The sequence below is a fragment of the Chitinophaga sp. genome, assembly GCF_035538455.1.
Classification (GTDB): domain Bacteria; phylum Bacteroidota; class Bacteroidia; order Chitinophagales; family Chitinophagaceae; genus Chitinophaga.
In genome coordinates, this window is record NZ_DATLKJ010000229.1 from 1 (window position 1) to 19127 (window position 19127).

Annotated in this window: 11 protein-coding genes; 10 read left to right on the plus strand and 1 reads right to left on the minus strand. The window is 46.3% G+C overall.

What is annotated here, in order from left to right; all coding sequences use genetic code 11:
• Positions 1-43: 43 nt before the first annotated feature.
• The 6 genes from VM802_RS26995 (at position 44) to VM802_RS27020 (ending at position 11320) form a co-directional block, all read left to right on the plus strand.
• Positions 44-619 (plus strand): RNA polymerase sigma factor, encoded by a 576-nt coding sequence (locus VM802_RS26995; RefSeq protein ID WP_325536609.1) that lies wholly within the window; start codon positions 44-46, stop codon positions 617-619.
• 62 nt (positions 620-681) lie between these two features.
• Positions 682-1884: a FecR family protein gene (locus tag VM802_RS27000; protein WP_325536611.1), complete on the plus strand. Its 1203-nt coding sequence runs from the start codon at positions 682-684 to the stop codon at positions 1882-1884.
• A 203-nt stretch (positions 1885-2087) separates the two neighbouring features.
• The gene (locus tag VM802_RS27005) at positions 2088-5417 is read left to right on the plus strand and encodes a SusC/RagA family TonB-linked outer membrane protein (RefSeq protein WP_325536613.1); all 3330 of its coding nucleotides are present in this window, start codon (positions 2088-2090) and stop codon (positions 5415-5417) included.
• Positions 5418-5436: 19 nt separating this feature from the next.
• Entirely contained in the window at positions 5437-6870 is a 1434-nt protein-coding gene (locus tag VM802_RS27010) for a RagB/SusD family nutrient uptake outer membrane protein (RefSeq protein WP_325536615.1), read from the plus strand.
• A gap of 697 nt (positions 6871-7567) precedes the next feature.
• Entirely contained in the window at positions 7568-9106 is a 1539-nt protein-coding gene (locus VM802_RS27015; protein WP_325536617.1) for a S10 family peptidase, read from the plus strand.
• 234 nt (positions 9107-9340) lie between these two features.
• A complete protein-coding gene (locus VM802_RS27020; protein ID WP_325536619.1) occupies positions 9341-11320 on the plus strand; it encodes a beta-L-arabinofuranosidase domain-containing protein in 1980 nt (659 codons plus the stop codon).
• 175 nt (positions 11321-11495) lie between these two features.
• Here VM802_RS27020 and VM802_RS27025 read toward each other — a convergent pair whose 3' ends face one another.
• On the minus strand, positions 11496-12557 hold the full coding sequence (locus VM802_RS27025; RefSeq protein WP_325536621.1) for a PLP-dependent cysteine synthase family protein: 1062 nt from the start codon (positions 12555-12557) through the stop codon (positions 11496-11498).
• A 552-nt stretch (positions 12558-13109) separates the two neighbouring features.
• Between VM802_RS27025 and VM802_RS27030 the strand changes: the two genes are divergently transcribed.
• The 4 genes from VM802_RS27030 to VM802_RS27045 form a co-directional block, all read left to right on the plus strand.
• On the plus strand, positions 13110-13796 hold the full coding sequence (locus tag VM802_RS27030) for an RNA polymerase sigma factor (protein WP_325536623.1): 687 nt from the start codon (positions 13110-13112) through the stop codon (positions 13794-13796).
• Positions 13797-13807: 11 nt separating this feature from the next.
• Positions 13808-14959 (plus strand): FecR family protein, encoded by a 1152-nt coding sequence (locus tag VM802_RS27035; RefSeq protein ID WP_325536625.1) that lies wholly within the window; start codon positions 13808-13810, stop codon positions 14957-14959.
• A gap of 218 nt (positions 14960-15177) precedes the next feature.
• Entirely contained in the window at positions 15178-18594 is a 3417-nt protein-coding gene (locus tag VM802_RS27040) for a TonB-dependent receptor (RefSeq protein ID WP_325536627.1), read from the plus strand.
• A 27-nt stretch (positions 18595-18621) separates the two neighbouring features.
• Positions 18622-19127 (plus strand): RagB/SusD family nutrient uptake outer membrane protein (locus tag VM802_RS27045; RefSeq protein ID WP_325536629.1); only part of this gene is annotated, 506 nt, incomplete at its 3' end.

Consider the following 19127-nt stretch of genomic DNA (forward strand, 5'->3'; position numbering starts at 1 on the left):
TACTTCAGCTGGGTTGTCATTTTTATTTTCATAATCAGGGGGCATGTCAACCATTAATCACTTACAATCGGACGAAGAGTTGATTTCACTTATCTCTGCCGACAATAAAGAAGCTTTTACAATATTGTACCATCGCTACTGGGAGATGTTGCTTGCCATGGCCTATGCGCGTCTCAGGAATATGCAGGGAGCAGAGGATGTCGTACATGATGTATTCAGCAGCATATGGCTCAACAGAAAATCCCTGCAGATTATCAATATTAAAAGCTACCTCGCGGCTGCCACCAGGTACCTGATTATTGCCCATTACCGGAAATGCGAATATGCCAATAACTACGCAGCTGGTATACTATCTCCGGAGAGCTCCCTCGATAACAGCCCGGAAACTGAAACCCATTTCCGGCTAATTCTTAAACTGGTAAATGAAGAAGTAAACAAACTGCCCGAAAAATGCAGGCTTATATTCCAATACAGCAAACAGCAAGGGATGAAAACCAAAGAGATCTCCCAACTCCTTAACATCAGCCCCAAAACAGTAGATAACCAGTTGAACAAGGCAATTCATCATCTCCGGCATAAAATGAAGCATATTCTCAAGTATTACATGGGCATACTATAATTTTTTTTACCAGCGTAGGTAATTTTTCTTTCTCACTTCACTTATAATATAAACCTGATTGTATGCAGGAACTTCAGCAGGCCATAGAAAATTATCTGGCCGGGAAAGCCAGTCCCAAAGAGCGGCAGTTGGTTAACGACTGGTATTACTCTTTTGACGACAGCTCAGTTGAAATCCCGGAAGCAACAGCTGCTCTCCGGCGGCAAGTACGGCAAAGAATCTATGACCGGCTGCAAGAGACAGTTAATAATGATAACAGCAATGGCAAGAGCCGCAGGTATTTTCCCCTCTACAGACAAATAGCGGCAACGCTGCTATGCTGCCTGCTGGGAGCAGGTTTTTTGTTCCTGATACATAACAGTCGCCGGCTCCCCCACACCGGGATGGCCAATATATCCGGCAATAACAGGGGGAAAATATTACCGGGAAGAAACCAGGCAGTTCTCATACTCGCCAATGGAGATAGTATCCTCCTGGACAGTGCCAGAAATGGTACCATCAGCAAACAGGGAAGTATCGCGGTCGTCAAACTGAATAACGGTATTCTGGCTTATAATAAGAAAATGGCGGATAGCGGAGATCACTCTGTATCCTTTAATACTATCAGTACGCCCCGCGGAGGGCAATACCAGGTCTTCCTGCCAGACGGCACCATAGTCTGGTTGAACGCAGCCTCTTCACTGAAGTTTCCAATTGCTTTCTCCGGCTCCAGCCGGGAAGTTACGCTGGAAGGCGAAGGATATTTCGAAGTCAAACCAATACGCGACATTAAAAAACGTAAAATTCCTTTTATCGTTTCTGTTAATACAATGCAGCATAACAAAGCACTAAAGGTGACCGTTCTGGGAACAAAATTCAATATTATGGCATACAAAGATGAAGAGTATGTCAAAACTACTTTACTGGAGGGCGCGGTTGCCGCATCCAATAGTGAAGACAGTATGTTGCTGCAACCAGGAGAACAGGCGGCAATGCCGCATACAATATCAACAAAATTCAGGCGGACAAAGCCCGATATTCAGGAAGTAATAGCCTGGAAGAATGGAGAATTCAGATTTACAAATGCCGGTATCCGCTATATTATGCGTCAGATGGCCAGATGGTATGATGTAGATGTCGAGTACCGGGGAAACATCGATCTGTTAAGATTGTCAGGGCAAGTGCCCAGAAAGGAGGATATATCACTATTGCTAGACGCTTTTGAAACCACCGGTAAGGTACATTTCACTATCGAGGGAAGAAAGATCATCGTACAACCATCATAAACAATACTCACTAAAAACAGATAGCTCTGGATAACCGGAAGTGTTGGATGCACTTCCGGTGTATAGTCCGGACAGAATGTTTTATGCCACGTTTTTGAACAATCAACATTTACTGATCCAAACCAGACAAAAGTATGAAAGCGTTCTTCATTATCAAAATCCCATTATTTCATGAAAGCAGACTAGCACAAATACTACTGTTTATGAAACTGTTCGTTTTTCTGTTGTCAGCAATGCTCCCTGTTAGCGCCGTATCATTTTCACAGGGAGTAACTATCAAAGGCACGAATATTCAGATCGTGCAAGTGTTTGATCTTATTAAAGGTCAGACAGGATATGCATTCGTCTATGACGCATCTTTGATGAATAGGGCCAATCCTGTTACATTGAATGTACAGCATAGACCCCTTGTTGAGGTATTGGACATCATCTCCAGGGATCAGCCATTCACCTATGAAATTAAGCACAAAATCATCGTTGTAAAGGAACAGAAGCCGCAAGCCACTTCAGGGAAGCCAACCCCGCCAGCGGCGCTGTATACAGTCAGCGGCCGGGTACAGGACAACAAGGGGGCACCCATAGAGAATGCAACAGTAGTATTACTGCCACTGAATAAAGGAGCATTCACAAATAGCAAGGGTGCATTTGTTATCAAAGGCGTTGCTGCCGGCACGTATACGCTGAGAGTCAGCTTTGTTGGCTTTACCAGCTATGAGCAGTCACTAACCATCAGCGGGGATATCAGCAATACGCTTCTTATAACGCTTACCCCGGCAGCCAATGCACTGAACGACGTACTGGTAGTGGGCTACGGCTCAGTGAAGAAATCGGATATCACAGGTGCCATCGGATCAATAACCGCAGAAAAAATTACGCAGGTAAACGGTGTATCCAACGTCTCACAAGCACTACAGGGGCATATAGCCGGCGTACAGGTAAATCAGGCATCCGGACAACCAGGTGAATTTATGCGCATCAAGATCCGTGGTACTACCTCCATAGGCGCCAGCAGCAACCCGTTGTATGTGGTTGACGGGTTACCACTCGATGGACTCACGGCTCAACTCAACCCGGATGATATAGAAAGAGTGGAAGTCTTGAAGGATGCCTCCGCAACAGCCATCTACGGATCAAGAGGCGCCAATGGCGTGGTGATGATCACCACTAAAAAAGGCAAGATCGGTAAACCGAACGTAGTATACAGCGGATATTATGGCATACAACGGTTAAGAAAGAAAATAGACCTTGTCAATGCCAGGGAGTTTGCCACCCTCCAGAATGAAGTAGCGAAAAATGATAACCAACCCCAACCCTGGACAGATACCCAGGTAGATTCACTCAGTGGAAAAGGAAACGACTGGCAGGATCTGGTATACCATTCAGCGCCGGTACAGGATCATAACATCTCTGTCTCCGGTGGCAGTGAAAATACCAAATACTTCACCTCTTTCGGGTATTACGATCAGAAAGGAATTATCGAAAATTCATCATTCAAAAGATTTTCATTCAGAACAAATCTTGACCAGAAAATATCGGATCGCTTTAACGTAACATCCAGCCTCTCCCTGCAACAATCGAAATACGTACAGGCACAATATACAGGCGCCGAAGGCGGCGGTGGTGTACCCTGGACAACGATGGTCATCCCGCCGACACAACCAGTATATAATCCGGACGGCTCATATACACGATTCACTGGCGTTACCTGGGGAGAAACCAACCCTGTTGGCATCTCCAAGGAACTGTATCAACCCTCCAGCGCCATGCGTATTATCGGCAATATAGCACTGAACTATAAAATAACCGACGGGCTTACACTAAAACTCACAGCAGGTATAGACAAAAACGACAGTAAGAGCGACTATTACGCACCTTCTACAATAACGCTCGGACGCAGTACTGATAAAGACGGCAATCCCATCTTTGGTGTCGCAAGTAAAAGTTACGCAAACAACCTCACTTTTATCAATGAAAATACATTGAGCTATAACAAAACTTTCGGTAAACATTCACTCGACGCAGTTGCCGGTATCACCTATCAGGCAAGCAACAGTGAATCCCTGCAAAGTGGTACGGCCAAAGGATTCATTACCGACCTTTATAAAGACAACAACCTGGGAGCAGCCGTAGTACAGGCCCAGCCCGGATCAGGTTACAGCGATTATAAGCTGTTGTCATACCTCGGCAGGGTGAATTACAATTACCAGGGCAAATATTACCTGACACTCACCGGAAGATATGACGGCGCTTCAAAATTCGGCAAGGAAAACAAATATGCATTCTTCCCGTCAGCCGCAGTGAGCTGGAACATATCGCGCGAAAGCTTTCTGGAAAATAACCGGACCATTTCCAATCTAAAACTCCGGCTTAGCTATGGCAGCTCCGGCAATCAGGCAATTAACCCTTACCAGACACTCGCAACCATGTCAAATAACACTGTGGTCCTCGACAATGCTCAGGTAAATGGTTTCGTATCCTCTTCCCTCGATAACACCAGCCTGAAATGGGAAACCACCAGGCAATTTGATGCTGGAATCGATCTGGGATTACTCGATAACCGCATCATATTCACAGCAGATTATTATTCCAAAAAAACCAGTGATCTGCTCTTGTCGGTAAGTCTGCCACCGTCAAGCGGATATGGATCTGTTATCCAGAATGTCGGCGTAGTACAGAACAGAGGCTTCGAGTTTCAGATAAGCTCTCAGAACCTGAAAGGAGCGCTTACATGGGAATCAAATCTTACATTCAGCAGTAACCGCACCAAAGTACTCGACCTTGGAAAGGATGCCAAAGGAAATCCAATTCTCAGAAAGGAAATAGGCGCAGGTGGAAACTGGTTCCCTACTATTGTCGGACAGTCTTTGATGCAGTTATATGGCTATACTGTTACAGGTATTTATCAGACAGACCAGGAAGCAATAGATAACGGAGAACCGTCAAAACGTGCGGGAGACTACAAATTCAAAAACTGGGATGGCAAAGGAACGGTCAATGATCAGGATGACCGCACCATCATATCACACCTGGAACCTAATTTTACCTTCGGCTTCAACAACACTTTCACCTACCGCAATTTTGATCTGTCCTTCCTTATTGTAGGCTCATACGGTAATGATATCGTGAATGAGTTCAGAAAATACAACATTACCATGAACGGAAAATGGGCGCCAACGAAAGAAGCATTCGATAACAGGTGGAGAGGTCCCGGAACCAGCAACGCAATGGACAAACCATCCATTAACAGCGGCAATTCCATTCGGGACTATGCCAATTCATTATGGGTGGAAGATGGCTCCTATCTCAGGCTCAGAGACATTACGCTCGGATATACCTTTTCGGCAAAACAGCTGTCACTTATAAAACTGTCGTCCATCCGTCTGTATGTAAGCGCACAGAACTGGCTTACCCTGACAAAGTATTCAGGATATGATCCCGAAGTCTCCTGGGCAGTTCCAACGATCAATGGCTGGGACAGAGGCAATTACCCTTCTGTGAAATCCATAACAATTGGTGCAAAAGTTAGTTTCTAATTTTAAAAATTGTCGGAAGATGAAAAATCGCAGATCAATATTCGTATATATTTCTACGTTAGCAATACTCACAATGTCCTGCAAAAAGACACTGGAAGAAAATCCGAGATCTTCTATCAGTCCGGAAACATTCTTCACCAATCCACAGAGTTATGAGTCTGCTGTTATCGGCGTATACGGGAATCTACCATTGTATGTTGCCGAGCTGAATGAAATGTTTTCTGATATTTATGGGACGCCACAGCCGGGAGAACAGGTATTACCAATTTATCAGAACCAGCCTTCTGCCGATTTCTATACCTCCAGAAACGCCTGGGGAGGCCCTTTTACCATGATTAAGAATGCTAACTTCGTACTCGGCAAATTACCTGCTGCTCCGCTTGATGCCGCAAAAAAATTGCAATTGGAAGCGGAAGCGCGATTCCTGAGAGGATACGCTTACTTTTATCTGGTGCAGATGTTTGGAGATGTACCTATGCCATTGAAAGCTGCTGAGAACTATAAAGACGTCCAGTTGCCACGTACACCGCAGGCCGATATATATAATCAGGTAATCAATGATATGACCTTTGCAGAAACCAACCTCCCCGATATGGCCCTCCAACAGGGACGCGTCTATAAACTGGTGGCCACTGCCATGCTCGCAAAAATATATCTCACGGCGGCCGGAAATCCATTAAAACAAACCGGTAATTATACTAAAGCCAGGGATAAGGCATTGGCAACAATATCATCCGGCCGCTTCAGCCTGAAAGATAATTATGCAGATGCCTTTCATAACGTCGCCTATACATCAGAATCAATCTGGGGCAAACTGTATATTCCGGGCAGATCAGGAAACTCGCTTCATAGCCTTACCTGCCCGGCAGTCGGATACGTTCCCATACTACTTCCGGCAACCTGGTTCATAAACAGTTATCCTCCCGGAGATCAACGCAGGCAATGGGGGATTAAAATTAACTATCCTGCGCCCGGCGGTGGCACATTACCTCCTTTCTTCAGCAAGTTTACAGATCTGAGTGCTATTGACCAGAATATTGGTCCCTCCAACGCAATTGTCCCATACATGTTTCCTATATTACGACTGGCCGAAATGTATCTGATAGCCGCAGAAGCTGAGAATGAAATCAATGGGCCTGCTATGGCCTATCAATACATCAATAAAGTCAGATGGAGAGCCAGGATTGATAAAGGAAACACCTCCAATGTGCCGGATCTGCAGAATCTAACAAAAGATCAATTCCGCGACGCAGTACTGATGGAAAGGAAATGGGAATTATCAAATGAAGGCAGTGCATGGTTTGATCTGAAGCGCAGCAATACTTTTCAACGTATACAAAGTGTAAGAGGAAGTTCGCTGAGCATTCCGATAGGGCTGTATAACCAAACCTGGCTCATTCCTACAGAAGAGGTCACCAATAATAATATTCAGCAGAACCCTGCTTATAAGTAAGAATCAAAAAATCAAACCACAAAGGGAATTTATGACAACCAACTGGCTGCACTTCTCCAGCTGCTGATAATAGATGCAAGCCTGTTGCTGTTTCAGCGGGTTCCATAACTGCGCAGCAGCAACAGGTTCTTGACTATAAACAAGGAAGTCACCTCTATACCTGCATAGCAATAAATAAACTGGATATCATGCTTCACCGCTTATGCTACAAAATGACCAATAATTGATGTTAGCATACAATACCTATTCCAAAATTCTGATTTTCTTGTGCTATCAAATGCAACCACATAAAAACGTTTATACGTACACCCATCTAAAGATGAAAATGATAAAAGGAAGCTGGAAAATATTCTCTTTCCCACTAATCATCTACTACTCCATTCATCCCCGGAGGGAAACATTAAGGGAATAAAAACAAATGATTATTAATGTATGAGAGGACTAACATCTACTGTCTTATTTATCCTATTCTATATCATCCGGCTTCAGACACAATCAAACACGGTAAAACCGGGAGAGAACATCTCGCCCCTCAATCAGAGTGCATTATTGGAGCTGGATTTATATGCTGCTAAAGATCCTGGACGTTAATTTACCTTCCCTTTAGTTGTCTGGTCATGCCCCGGTGCCCCAAACCTTGCGTTTCTTTAAAAAAATCTTTAGTTTGGGGCATCTTTATATTAAACAACATCGTCTCATGGCCAAAATCATTTCCTATTGCTTTGTCGCTTGTATATTTTTCACCAATGCCAACGCACAGCTATCGAATACAAAGACTGAATTACCCAAACAGGAAAAGCCCGCCGAAGAAAAAAAGAGCGGCCCTGCCGATTTAAGTTTCAATCCTGACGCAGCCGTGGTTACCAACCACTCCGCTACGATCAACGGGCAGAAAGTTGCCTACAAAGCTACAGCCGGAACACTCCCCGTCTGGGACGAAGAGGGCAAAGCGATTGCAGGATTGTTTTATACCTACTACGAACGCACCGATGTAAATAAGGCAGCAAGACCTTTGGTCATTTCATTTAATGGAGGGCCGGGATCTGCCTCCGTCTGGATGCATATCGGCTATACCGGCCCCGTACTCCTGAACATCGATGAGGAAGGTTATCCGGTACAACCATACGGATATAAAGAAAACGCCAATTCCATCCTGGACGTTGCCGATATTGTTTATGTAGATCCCGTGAATACCGGCTACTCCAGAATTGTAGGTAAAGATGTTCCCAAGACTAAATTCTTTGGTGTAAATGCCGACATAAAATATCTGGCCGATTGGATCAATAGCTTTGTTACCAGGTACAACCGGTGGGGCTCTCCCAAATACCTGATAGGAGAAAGCTATGGTACCACGCGGGTCTCCGGACTTGCACTCGAATTGCAGCAGGCCCATTGGATGTACCTCAATGGCGTGGTACTGGTATCACCCACCAGCTTAGGCATTGAACGCGGCGCTGCTACAGACGCCGCCCTGCGGCTGCCGTACTTCGCAGCAACAGCATGGTACCATAAAAAATTGTCCGGCAACTTCTTACAGAAAGACCTGGAAGCTTTTCTACCCGAAGTGGAAGACTTTACCATGAACCAATTACTGCCTGCCTTAAACAAAGGCAGCCTGCTGGATGACGCCACGAAAAAATCAATTGCCACCAGAATGGCAAATTATTCAGGACTCCCCCTGCAGGTGATCCTTCAAAACAATCTGGATATCTCGCCCTCTCTGTTCTGGAAAGAACTATTGCGCAACGAAGCATATACAGTAGGCAGACTGGATTCCCGCTATAAAGGCATCGACAAAAAAGAAGGAGGCGAACGCCCCGATTTCAATGCGGAGCTCACCGCATGGTTACATGCGTTTACACCGCCCATCAATATGTACCTGAGAAATGACCTGAACTACAAAACAGATTATCCCTACAACGTCTTCGGCTCCGTCTATCCCTGGGACAATACCAATGACCGGACAGGCGAAAATTTAAGAAGCGCGATGTCCATCAACCCCTACCTGCACCTGCTGGTGCAATCAGGTTACTACGATGGCGCCTGCGATTATTTTAATGCCAAATACAATCTCTGGCAAATGGACCCTTCCGGAAAGTTAAAAGACCGCATTCAATGGAAAGGATTTCGCAGCGGACACATGATGTACCTGCGTAAAGAAGACCTGAAAGCAAGCACGGATCAGTTACGTGAATTCATTAAAAAGGCTATCCCGGATAAAGCAGCAAAGTATTGATCAACGGTAAAATCCTCCATCCCGTCACCATATTGACAGCAATAATAAGACAGGGACGCACTGTGGTGCGTCCCTGTCTTATTATTGCATTGACCGGAGCTATTACACCGGTAACAACAGCATGTTACAAAATAACCAGAAAAAGAAACCGTAGAACCAAAACACAAAACCAAAACCTGCTTTCTTCAACATAAGTAATATCCGAAACCTGCTATAAATTCAATCGTTTATTTTATGAGTAAAAGATTAGCTATCCTGTTCCTTTGCGGCCTCCTGATTCAAGGAACGCTGGCCCAAAATAAAAACAGTACACAGGCTTACCACGAACTGCCTATAGGCGCCATCCAGTCCAAAGGATGGCTGTTAGAAATGCTGCGGCGACAGAAAAACGGCGCTACCGGCAACCTGGATAAATTATATCCGCTGGTAATGGACAAGAGCAACGGCTGGCTAGGCGGCGATGGCGATCAGTGGGAACGTGGGCCTTACTGGATCGACGGACTCCTGCCATTGGCATATATCCTGAAAGATGAAACCCTGATCGCAAAAGTAAAACCCTGGATAGAATGGACGCTCAACAGCCAGCAACCAGATGGTAACTTTGGCCCCTCAAAAGATTATCCCAATGACAGGCCAGGGGTACAGAGAGACAACAGCCGCGACTGGTGGCCCAAAATGGTCATGCTGAAAGTGTTGAAACAGTATTACACGGCAACAGGCGACAAAAGAGTGATTACATTTCTGACCAATTATTTTAAATACCAGTTAAAAACGCTTCCTGCCACGCCGCTCAATCACTGGACGTTCTGGGCAAGGTACCGTGGCGGAGACAACTTACAGGTAGTATACTGGCTTCATGGCATTACCGGAGACAAATTCCTACCCGACCTGGGTGAGTTGATTCACAAACAGACATTTGATTATACCCAGGCATTTCTCGATGGGCACATGCTGGCCACCGCCGGCAGCATACACGGTGTAAACCTGGCCCAGGGAATAAAAGAGCCTGCCGTCTATTATCAATACCATCCCGATAAAAAATACCTGGACGCTCTCAAAAAAGGATTTGAAGACCTGAGAAAATTCAATGGTATGGCACATGGCCTCTACGGCGCTGACGAAGCATTACACGGCAACAATCCCACCCAGGGGTCAGAGTTGTGCTCCGCCGTAGAGATGATGTTTTCACTGGAAAGCATACTGGCCGTAACAGGAAATACAATCTATGCCGACCAACTGGAAAAGATCGCCTTTAATGCGCTTCCTGCCCAGGTATCAGACGACTGGACAGCACGACAATATTATCAGCAGGCCAACCAGGTGATGATCACCAGGCATATCCGCAATTTTAACACTGACCATAGCGGAACAGATATATGCTACGGATTATTGACAGGCTACGCCTGCTGCACTGCCAATATGCACCAGGGATGGCCTAAATTCACACAAAACCTCTGGTATACTACACCAGACAAAGGAGTGGCCGCATTGGTATACTCGCCCTGCGAAGTAAAAGCCACCGTTGCCGGCGGTACCGCAGTGACCTTTAAAGAAGAAACCAACTATCCATTCGATGAAATGATCAGGTTTACATTTAACGCAACCCAAAGTGTATCATTCCCGCTGCATCTCCGGATTCCGGCATGGTGCGCCGGAGCAGGCATAAAAATTAATGGTAAGGTTACGCCGGCATCCCCGGAAAATGGTATCGTAAGCATAAGCAGGAACTGGAAACCCGGAGACGTTATCGAACTGCATCTCCCCATGCATATTGTCAAAAATACCTGGCAGGAGAATTCAGTTTCCATTGAGCGGGGCCCCCTCGTATATGCCTTAAAAATAGACGAAGAGAAAAGAACGATAAACAATAGCAAAGACCCCGTTATATACGGAAATACCTATGAAGAAATAAGACCGGCAGGCCCGTGGAACTATGGACTGTTAAACATCCCCGACAAGAACCTTGAAGCGAAATTTATTGTAAACAAAACAAACAACAGATCAGATTTTCCGTGGACAACAGAAAACGCACCTGTTAAGATCCAGACACAGGCCCGGCGGATTCCTTCCTGGCAACTATACAATGAAATGGCGGGTCCCCTTCCATTTAGTATCAGCGACCCGACGGAATTCAGCAGCAATGATGAGGAAATCACACTGATACCTTATGGATGCTCCCGCCTGCGCATTTCACAGTTCCCGGTAATTCAGTAGCTGCCATAAATGTTTTTCACGCAGAGGCACAAAGGGAGCAAAGGATATTTTTTAAGTTAAATAAGATTATTTAGTAGTAACCTACAATATTTTCGGACTGTAAAACAGTTCTTTGCTAACTTAAAAAATATCCTTTGCTCCCTTTGTGCCTCTGCGAGAAACCCACCCACTACCGTTATTCAAATTTTTCTTGCCAATTACATTTTCCAATAGGACGATATCCGGTAAATACAATAACTTCAGTAATATAGTTATCCCTGACAGGCTCCTCTTTGGTAAGGTCAGTACTGAGATATTTTACATTACTGTCACATAACAATGTTGCAACACAACTCTCTCCTCCCATGCGCTGCTGCAGTTTAATTGCCCCCGTTATATTTGCTCCTGATGAAATACCTACCGCCAGCCCCAGCTCTTTTGATAACTTTTGTGCCATCAAAATTGCATCGCCGTCGTTTACCTGAATAATACTGTCTAATTCGTCAAGCTGAACGATAGCAGGAATAAACTCGTCCGAGATACCCTGGATACGATGACTACCTACTTTATACCCGGTACTCAGCGTAGGCGATTCGGCAGGCTCCAGCGGATGGACTTTGATGCCGTGGTTCATGCGCTTCAGAAAATTACCTACTCCCATTACGGAGCCACCCGTTCCAACCCCCGCTACAAAAGCATCCGGCATTAATCCCTCCTGGGTCAGCTGATACCAGATCTCCCGCCCTGTTGTCCGTTCATGCGCTTCCACATTATTGAGATTCTCAAACTGCCGCGGCAGAAATACATCTCCGGCTTTCAGTAATTCCTCGCTACGGCTGATACATCCAAGAAACCCGCCTTCAGCTTTACTAACCAGCAACACCTCTGCACCCATACTTTTAATGATCTCAATCCGCTCCCTGCTCATCCAATCTGGCATAATGATCTTCACCTGGTGTCCAAGCGCTTTCCCGAATGCTGCAAAAGCAATTCCCGTGTTGCCGCTGGTAACCTCAACAATTGTATCCCCGGGCTTGATTTCCCCACGCCTGTATGCCTGCGTTAATATGTATAACGCCATTCTGTCTTTAACACTGCCTGTCAGATTGTAATACTCGCACTTTGCATATACTTTGCCGGGCTTTCCGTTATAAAAATATTGTATCTCCAGCATCGGAGTATTACCTACAAGTTGCCATAATGGCTGAAATACGTTTTCAATGGCCTCGCCGGACATAATCTGATTTTTGAAACTCATAACTTTACATTTACATAGATTTTTGATCTTGTATTTAAGAAAAAACTCCCGGCCAGAAATGATGTGGTTTAGCGTCCAATCAGTGCCAGGTATTTGAACAAGGATATTACATAAGAAGTCGTCGCCATCTTTCCCGATGTGCTTTGTCAATTGAAGATGTTGGAATTACAGTCTATTAAAGTTGGAATTTACGGTCTATTAAATCTACTCACTTATTTTGGGTTACTTCAGCTGTAAGTTACCTCAATAATTAATAAGGAAGAATGCATAACCTCCATTTTTTTATTCAATTCAAATTACTGTGATACCAAAGCAGCCGGCATTTATTATCTACGACTGCTATATTATTTCCGGCGTTTGATAATATTCGGCCTGCCCACAATCCAACCCGTCAATCCCATCTCAAATCATAACTCACTCCGGAATAAAAAAGGCTTGACACTATAATCACACAAGCGATAAAATGCTATCATGAAATAATAAAATACCACAACTTACCTTCTATTATTATTATCTCCGTTATTGTATTTTTGTTTGAAAGGGCATTTGCCGATGAACAATGAATGGAGTCAACTCGCAGACAGCGGGAGCGAAGAAGCTGCTTTTACAGCCATCTACAACCGCTACAAGGAAGCTGTATGGCAGGTAGCGCTGATGTACACCAAAGATGTGAACATGGCGCAGGAAGTTGTACAGGAAGTCTTCTACCGCATATGGGCCAACAGAGCCGGTATGCACAAAATCAGCAACATCCGGCATTATCTGTTTATCATCGCCCGCAATTATATCTTCAATCATTTTAAACAGGCAGCTTATGAAGAAGCAAAATACGAAGGGCTGCAACTGATACAGGAAACGGCCGTCAATGATACAGACCACCGGCTGCAGCAACATGATTACCACTCCCTCCTTCACCGCGCCATCGCTGCGCTGCCACCCAAACGTAAACAAATATACCTGCTGGCTAAAGAGCAGGAAATGAGCTATGAAGAAATTGCCCACACACTGCATATCTCCAGGCTCACTATTAAAAATCAAATGGCAAAGGCACTGGGCAGCATCCGTACCTACGTATCACAACATCTGCACATCAGCCTTTTTACGGCTATTATATCCATATCCATATCCTTCTCTATCTATTATTTCCCACTGGTAAAAAATATTTTTACACCGGATAGTCCTCACCATTATTCCAGTTGTCTTTATGGATGTCACTGCGCTGAAACGGACATCCTTTAACTATTTTCATCATGACGGAACAGGAGTTTCTAACATTACTGGATCGATTCAAGGAAGGGATGCTGACAACGGAAGAGCGGCATGCTTTGTCCCAGGCGGTAACCACCGGTGCATTCGACAAGCTGCTGGAAGAGAATATCCTGGAAGAACTGCTCCGCCACCCGGGAGATACAACTGGCGGTAAAACTGTAGAAGCGCAGCAACTATTGCAGCACTTCCGGAACATGGAAGCACCGCCGTTGAAAAAAGTATCGCACAGGCGCCAGATCATGAAAGCAGCCGCCGTGGTGATTTCACTGATCTGCATAGGCGGCGCGCTGCTTTACCGGCAGCCGCGAAAGAAAGAAGTAGTTCATCACGCGCCGGCAACGCCCGGTTCCAATAAAGCAGTGCTCACGCTCGCCAACGGGGAACAAGTCGTGCTGGACGACAAAGGCACTATACAGCTGCCGCAACAGGGCGCCGCTACGGCACTCGCTACACAAGGGCAACTGGTGTACAGTCAGGGGCAGCACGCCGACAATATGCCGGAGCAATACAACACCCTGCATACACCCAACGGCGGACAATACAAACTGGCATTGCAGGATGGCACACAGGTATGGCTGAACGCAGGCTCTTCTATCACCTTCCCTCCCACCTTCCGCGGCGCAGAACGCAGGATCACACTGGAAGGAGAAGCCTATTTTGAAGTAGCAAAAGACGCCGCCCATCCCTTTGTAATCCATACAGGAGCAATGGATGTAAAAGTACTGGGCACCCGCTTCAACATTATGAGCTATCCCGATGAGCCGGTAACCACGGCAACACTGGTGGATGGCGCTATCGTTGTAAGCAGCAAAACAGGAAAATACCAGCTGCAACCAGGTCAGCAGGCCATACAGCAACAACAAGGCGATATCCGCGTCCAGCCTGCCGATACGGAAGAAATAACCGCCTGGGTAAAAGGCTTGTTCATCTTCAACAAAACAGACATGCAGGCCGCCCTGCGGCAGCTGTCACGCTGGTATAATGTTGATGTGGCCTATGAAGGCAATCCGGAAGGGAAAAAACTAACAGGAGAAATATACCGTAACTATCAACTGTCACAAGCCCTTAAGATCCTCAACGGAGCAGGGCTAAAATGCAGGCTGGAAGGCAGGAAACTAACAGTAATGCTCTAACAGTGAACAGAAGAACAATTTCACGAACTAAAAAACAACGTCTTTCTGAAACAGGAAAAATGATACCGGCACGTATCCGTCCGTGGCTGCTATCTTTTTAAAACAACAGTGAACAACTAACAAACAACACTAACAACCAACATCAGCATTCGGGCCAGATAATCTGCAGGTATAACCTGTACAGGGCTCTTTTTCTCAACCAAAACCAAACGAGATTCATGAAATCAATCAGCTTCGTTCTGCTTCTGTCCCTGCTATGTACATCTGTGAGGGCATTTACACAACGTGTCACACTTTCCTTCACGCATACACCCCTGTATCGTGTACTGAAATCTGTTACCGCACAAAGCAACTATCTTGTTATTTATGATTACCGGCTGAAAGAGGATCCGCCGCCGGTAACTGTTCAGGTCAACAATGTTCCACTGGAAACAGCACTGAATGAGTGCCTGAAAAATACGCATCTCACCTATGAGATTATCGAACATAACATTATCATCAGGGAGAAAACAACTCCTGAACAGTCGCCGCTCCAGGATTCCACGATTGTACCCCAAGTGAACGGAAGGATTACCGATAAGACCGGAGCGCCGTTAATCGGCGCTACCATATTGGTGAAGGGCACCGGCAAAGGCGCCGTGGCAGACCAGTCCGGCTCATTCCGGCTAACAAATGTAAAGCGCGACGCTACGCTGGAAGCCCGGTTCACCGGCTACCTCACCCAGGAGATTGCACTGAACGCCCGAGCCAACTTCACCATTGCCCTGACACCGGACGAATCCAAACTACAGGAATTTGTAGTAACGGGTTATGGCACACAGAAGAAAGTAAATCTCACCGGTGCAGTAGCACAGGTGAAAGGCGATGTATTGCAGAACAGGGCCATCACCAATGTGAGTGAAGGCTTACAGGGCGTAATCGCCAACCTCAACGTCACCACCGGTACCGGCGGCGGACAACCCGGAGCCGGGAAAAGTCTCAATATCCGTGGGTTCACAGGTCTTGGCACAAGCAACGGCCCATTGGTACTGATTGATGGCGTCGAAGGAGACATCAACACCATCGACCCCAATGAAGTGGAAAGCATTTCCGTACTGAAAGATGCAGCATCTGCCGCCATCTACGGATCACGCGCTCCCTACGGCGTTATACTTATCACCACCAGAACAGGTAAGAAAAACAGAACTCCCAGACTCACCTACCGCAATAACTTTTCGTTCAGCCAACCGCTGAACGTACCGAAGATGATGAACGCTTGGGATTTTGCCAACTTCTACAACGAAGCCTCCAAAAACAATGGCGGTACACCTGTATTTGATCAGGCCACACTGGATCGTATACAGGCATACATGAAAGATCCCGCCAACACACCGGCTACGGTTCCTAATCCCAATAACCCCAATCAATGGGCTGCATGGGATAAGTCCAATGCCAATGAAGACTGGTTCAAAGTCTTCCTGAAAGACTGGTCCTCCAATCAGCAGCACAGTGTAAACATCGACGGCGGCGGCGAAAAAACATCCTACTTTATCTCAGCCGGATACGTAAAAAAATCAGGCCTGCTCAAGTTTGTCAATGATGAATTCCAGCGCTACAATTTCAGAGCCAACTTCGATGCAGATCTCACCAACTGGTTGTCCGTCGGACTGAAATCATCCTACTATGAAGACAAACGCTTCACCCCTAGTGAAGTCGCCAGCGTTGGTAACAACTGGTTTCACCAGATACCACGCAGATGGCCCACTGTTCCTGTAAAAAATCCTGACGGTAATTATTCCGAAGCCTCACAGATCCCCTTACTTACCAAAGGAGGTCAGCAGGGCTTCAACGAAAATGAATACAGGATGACAGGCCTGTTCGATCTGCATCCAATGAAAGGCTTGTCTGTAAAAGGAGACTTCAGCTATAACCAGATGCGCCGCAACACACTTACCACCATTCTGCAGGTGCCGTCGCAAGCCAATGTGGATGGTACCATACCGGCGCCGTCCGGTGTCAGCAGCGTATCAAAAGGTAACGCCAACACCACCTACCGTAACTATAACCTGTATGCAGAATACAATACCTCCATCCACAATGACCACAACATCGGCGTACTGGTTGGCTATCAGAATGAGCTGAAAAAATATGAATCACTCAATGGTTATAACACGAACCTCTATACACCAGATCTTCCGTCCCTCAGCCTCACCTATGGCAACCAGTTCACCGCCGGCGATTATGGCTACAAATGGGCGGTACAGGGCGTTTTCTACCGGGTTAACTACAACTTCAGGGAAAAGTACCTGCTGGAGCTGAACGGCCGTTATAACGGTACATCCCTCTTCCTGAAAGACAAACGCTGGATCTTCAATCCTTCTGTATCTGCCGGATACAATATCTCGAAAGAAGCATTCTGGAAACCATTGGCCCATGTTGTAAATGAAATGAAGCTGAGAGCATCCTACGGTACCTCCGGCGATAATAAATATTTTCTCGATTTAGAAAGATATTATCCTGTGATTTCCAACTTGCGCACTGTTGCGCCAGCCGGCACCAACTATATTTTTGGAAATGAACGCCTCCCCTATGTAAGCGCCCCCACTTCACTGATCAGCCCCGATCTTACCTGGTCAAAACCCAGCATGCTGGATCTGGGTGTAGATGCCGCTTTCCTCGGGAGCCGCCTGCAACTTACTTTCGACTGGTACCGCCGTAAGGTAAAAGACCTGTTTGGCCCTTCAGAGCTGTATCCCTCCACACTGGGGATTGCACCACCCACACGCAATAATGCTTCTATACAAACCACCGGTTATGATCTGTCGCTCAGCTGGCAGGACAAGATCGGAGAAGTAAGCTACGGCGCAAAATTCGTATTCTCAGACTATCAGGGTAAAGTACTGGAATACCCGAATCCCGGTTACAACCTCAATACGTGGTATAATGGTCAGACAATGGGAGAAATCTGGGGCCTCCAGACAGTAGGCCTTTTCCAGTCAGATGAAGCAGCGAAAAAAGCACCCGGCCAATCTTTCATCGATTCGCAAAACTGGACCGCCGGTGATGTGCAATATGCAGACCTCAACGGCGACGGTAAAATTGATTATGGCAATCAGACATTGCAGAATCCAGGCGACAGAAGAATCATTGGTAACAGCACACCGCGTTTCCGTTATGGACTTACACTCAACGCCGCCTGGAAAGGATTTGATATCAGCGCCTTCTTCCAGGGTGTAGGCAAGGCCGATTTCTTCACCGTCTCCAACTATTTCTGGGGACTCACCGGCAGCATGTGGCAGGCTACCATGTTCACCACGCACAACGACCGCTGGTCGCCAGATAATCCCAATGGCTACTTCCCCAAGTATTATCTGGAAGGTCCTGCCTCCAAGAACCAGGCGGTGCAGACACGTTACCTGCTCAGCTCCCGTTACCTGCGCTTGAAGACATTGCAGATAGGATACACCTTCAGCAAAGCTATGCTGAACCGTATGCACCTCTCTCAGCTGCGCCTGTACCTGAGCGGTGAGAACATCTTTACCATCGCACCCGGCCTCGGCAAACGGTTCGCCATTGATCCGGAATTGCTGCAATCTGATCTGAAGATATACCCGATACAACGCACTTTCTCGTTCGGACTGAATGTAACGCTTTAATACTGCTGACTATTTCAAATCACTATCATGAGTATACTCACCATCAAGCATATACGATTTTTCCTGGCCGGTTGCATCGCCCTGGGATTCTCCGCCTGCAACAAACAGGAACTTGATCAGCAACCGCCCACTGCTATCGGCGAAAACAGCTTCTGGACTTCCGCCAACGACGTCAAGCTCTACGCCAACTCTTTCTATAATTCACTGCCTTCCTATGGTGGCTACGGTAATGTAGGCCCCTATTCCGATGATGTCAATTCCGACAACCTCGTCGGCGCACAAATCAATGTGCGGAATAACGGCCAGTCTACGCCACCAACCAACGTTTTCGGGTACGACTTCTGGGGAGATATACGCCGGGTGAATTATCTCCTCGTCAATTACAGCAAAACACCGGGCGACTTCAACGCCTATAAAACCTTTGTCGGCGAAGCCTACTTCTTCCGCGCCTGGTATTATTTCGAACGGTTGAAAAATTACGGCGGCATGCCCTGGATCAACAAACCATTGAACACCAACGACACCGCACTACT